Here is a 2,789-nt window from a genome sequence, read left to right as displayed (position 1 = left end):
WTATAAATATTTTTATCATTTGAAGTAATTATTGCACTGTTATTAGTAATGTTTGTAACGTTAATTTTTGTGATGTCTAATTGTGGATTTAATTCTTTTAATCTATTTTTTATTTGTTGTGCTGTTGGTTTATTAGCTCCATCAGTTTTTATTACACGTGTATTAACATCTGTTTTAGTTGCCACAACATCGCGTTTAACTCGGTTTGGTGTTGGAATATCATCTTTGTTAATGATTTCTCATTCATCATCAGATGATTTCATCGCCATTAAGGATGCGGGAATGTTTGCTGTTAAAGTTGATATGGTTAAGATACTTAGTAATTTTTTCATTTCGTTATTTCCTTTATAAAATTTGTATTATTTTGATATTTTGTTAAGTTAATAATTGATATTTTTTTGATACTAAAATAATAGTAACACAAAACTTTATTCAGTGTTCTTATTAAAAATTTAGAGCAATTTAAACTGAATAATTTAACATATTTCCCTACTTAAAACCCTTATTTTATAAGGGTTTTTGTTGCTCGTTTTGTAATCGTTGTCTGTCCTGCATTGAGTGTTATTTTCATAGGGAAATGGTAATAAACATATTAATAAGGTAATTATACATCGTAAAATAAAATTATATGCATAAAAATAATTATTATAAGTATCAAAATATTTATAAAAATAATTATAGTATGCATAAAAATATTTATAAAAATACTAATATATAGTATAATTTATTTAAAGGTGTAAATTGTACTATGAAGTGTAGCACTTTATAAACTGTAAAATCAAGCTTTTTAAATTTGTAAAGATTTTTTATAAAAATTAAAGCAAAAATATCTTTTATTTTATGGCTTATTTTAGTTAATTAATTACTAAAATAACTATTAAGCTTAAAAATAAGGTTTTCATTCATATAAAAAGTGCTACATTTGCATTTACAATTTACAAGGAGAAATAAATATGAAAATTTTAACTTTTAGTAATTCAAAAGGTGGGGTTGGCAAAACTACAATAACTACTGGAGTTGCAAGAACTTTATCAGCTTTAGGAAAAAAAGTATTAATAATTGATATTGACCCACAAGGAAATATTACTAATGTATTTAGGCACGAAGAAAACAAAAACGAAGATAGTACACTAACACTATGATTTGAATTATCATCTGAAATTAAAGACATTGAAAAGTGGAAACAAAATATTATAAATGGAATGGAAGAAACCAACACAAAAAATATATTTTTAGTTCCAGCCTATAAAAATATTATTAAAGAAAAAATATCAAAACTACAAATGTCAAATGTAGGTGTTTTTGTATTTGAAAAAAATGTAAATCAAATAAAAAAAATATTAGAAAAATTATTTGATTATGTTTTGATTGATACAAACCCAACAATGACAATTTTGACAACAAATATATTTATTACAGCTGACCAAGTAATATTTCCAATAGAGCCACATAAATTTTCAGTAGAAGGAATAGGTATTTTTTTTGAAGATTACTCAAACACTATTAAAGAATTACAAGAAATTAAAAGTGATATTAAACAAAACTTAAATTATATTTTATTTAACAAGGTAGGTAAAAACAAAATGGATCAAGCAATAATAGAACAATATATGAATAGTAACTTTAAAAATCAAATTTTGAATACTAAAATCCCTTATAATCAAACAATGAAAAAACAAACTATGATGGAAAAAATTAATTTAACAGATAAAAGTCCATATTTTGAATTAATCAAAGAATTAAACATTAAGGGGGTAATATAATGGCGGGTAAAAAATTAAATATTGATAGTTTAAATCTTGGTTTAGATAACCCAAGCGTTATTAAAGCTAGTGAAATAATGAATAAAGAAATTTCTGCCGTTAAAATAAATAATGCTAGCTTGCAAGAAAAAGCGGGTGACATAGTATTTCATTCTAAAAAAAATATTAGAAAAACAGTAACAATTGATGGGGAAACATTAAATCTTCTACAAAAAATGAAAAAAGAAAACTATTATGTTAATATTAGTCAATTGCTAAGAGACGCAATTAAAGATTATTATGAAAAATTATTTTCGAAATAGAATGGATATATAATTATGGAATATTTTATTTTATATAATTATTGCATTAATTTATTTTGCTATTACTTATTGATATTATAGTAGTTTCTATTATTTTGATATTGATAACAATAATTATATTTTTATTTATATTCAAAAGGAAAAAAATAATTCTAATATTATTTATGGAGAAAAACCAAATAAAAAAACAATTAAAGATAAAGGCAATATTGGTGAAAAAATTGTTAAAGACGCTATCATGGGTTTTTTGGATGAAAAAAACATTAAATATTTATTTTACAATGATTTATATGTTCCTGACAATATAGAAAAAATAAAAAAATATCTCAGATTGACCATATACTTATTACTCAAAAAAACATTTATGTCATAGAAACTAAATGGTATTCTTTAAATGAATATAATAGTCTTTATGGTGACACGAGTGAAAAATGACTACTTTTAGTAAATAAAACAAATGATAAGCAAACTAAAATATTAAATCCGAGTTATCAAAATAAAACGCATATAAAAAATCTAAAAACACTTTTAAAAAATTATATAGATATTTCCGAATTTGATATTAAAAACATTGTTATATATAAAAATAATTTTTATAATAAAACTTTTTTTAAAGATCAAAGCAAGTATGTAAATTATGGTTCGTATAATTTGTCTTCATTTTTAAAATATATTGAGAAAAACTTTAATTTTGTCGAAAACTCTTGATATTTATAAAATATAT

General features: G+C 21.9%; 3 protein-coding genes and 1 pseudogene. 3 read left to right on the top strand and 1 reads right to left on the bottom strand.

The window, feature by feature from the left end:
- Nucleotides 1-332: pseudogene (locus EHV01_RS04500) on the bottom strand (hypothetical protein); the annotation flags it as partial.
- A 621-nt stretch (nt 333-953) separates the two neighbouring features.
- On the opposite strand from EHV01_RS04500, the gene EHV01_RS04495 reads away from it, so the two are divergent.
- The 3 genes from EHV01_RS04495 (at nt 954) to EHV01_RS04485 (ending at nt 2,782) form a co-directional block, all read left to right on the top strand.
- Nucleotides 954-1,763, top strand: a complete 810-nt coding sequence (locus EHV01_RS04495; RefSeq protein WP_422066394.1) for a ParA family protein — start codon at nt 954-956, stop codon at nt 1,761-1,763.
- A complete protein-coding gene (locus tag EHV01_RS04490; RefSeq protein WP_422066393.1) occupies nt 1,763-2,065 on the top strand; it encodes a ribbon-helix-helix domain-containing protein in 303 nt (100 codons plus the stop codon). The genes EHV01_RS04495 and EHV01_RS04490 overlap by 1 nt, the downstream gene beginning before the upstream one ends.
- Before the next feature lie 267 nt (nt 2,066-2,332).
- A complete protein-coding gene (locus EHV01_RS04485; RefSeq protein ID WP_422066395.1) occupies nt 2,333-2,782 on the top strand; it encodes a nuclease-related domain-containing protein in 450 nt (149 codons plus the stop codon).
- Nucleotides 2,783-2,789: the final 7 nt, after the last annotated feature.

The sequence above is a fragment of the Spiroplasma sp. hy2 genome (assembly GCF_044714365.1).
In the GTDB taxonomy this organism is placed as follows: Bacteria; Bacillota_I; Bacilli_A; order Mycoplasmatales; family Mycoplasmataceae; genus Spiroplasma; species Spiroplasma phoeniceum.
Note: the sequence above shows the minus strand (reverse complement) of the source record. Positions and strands in the feature narration are given on the sequence as shown.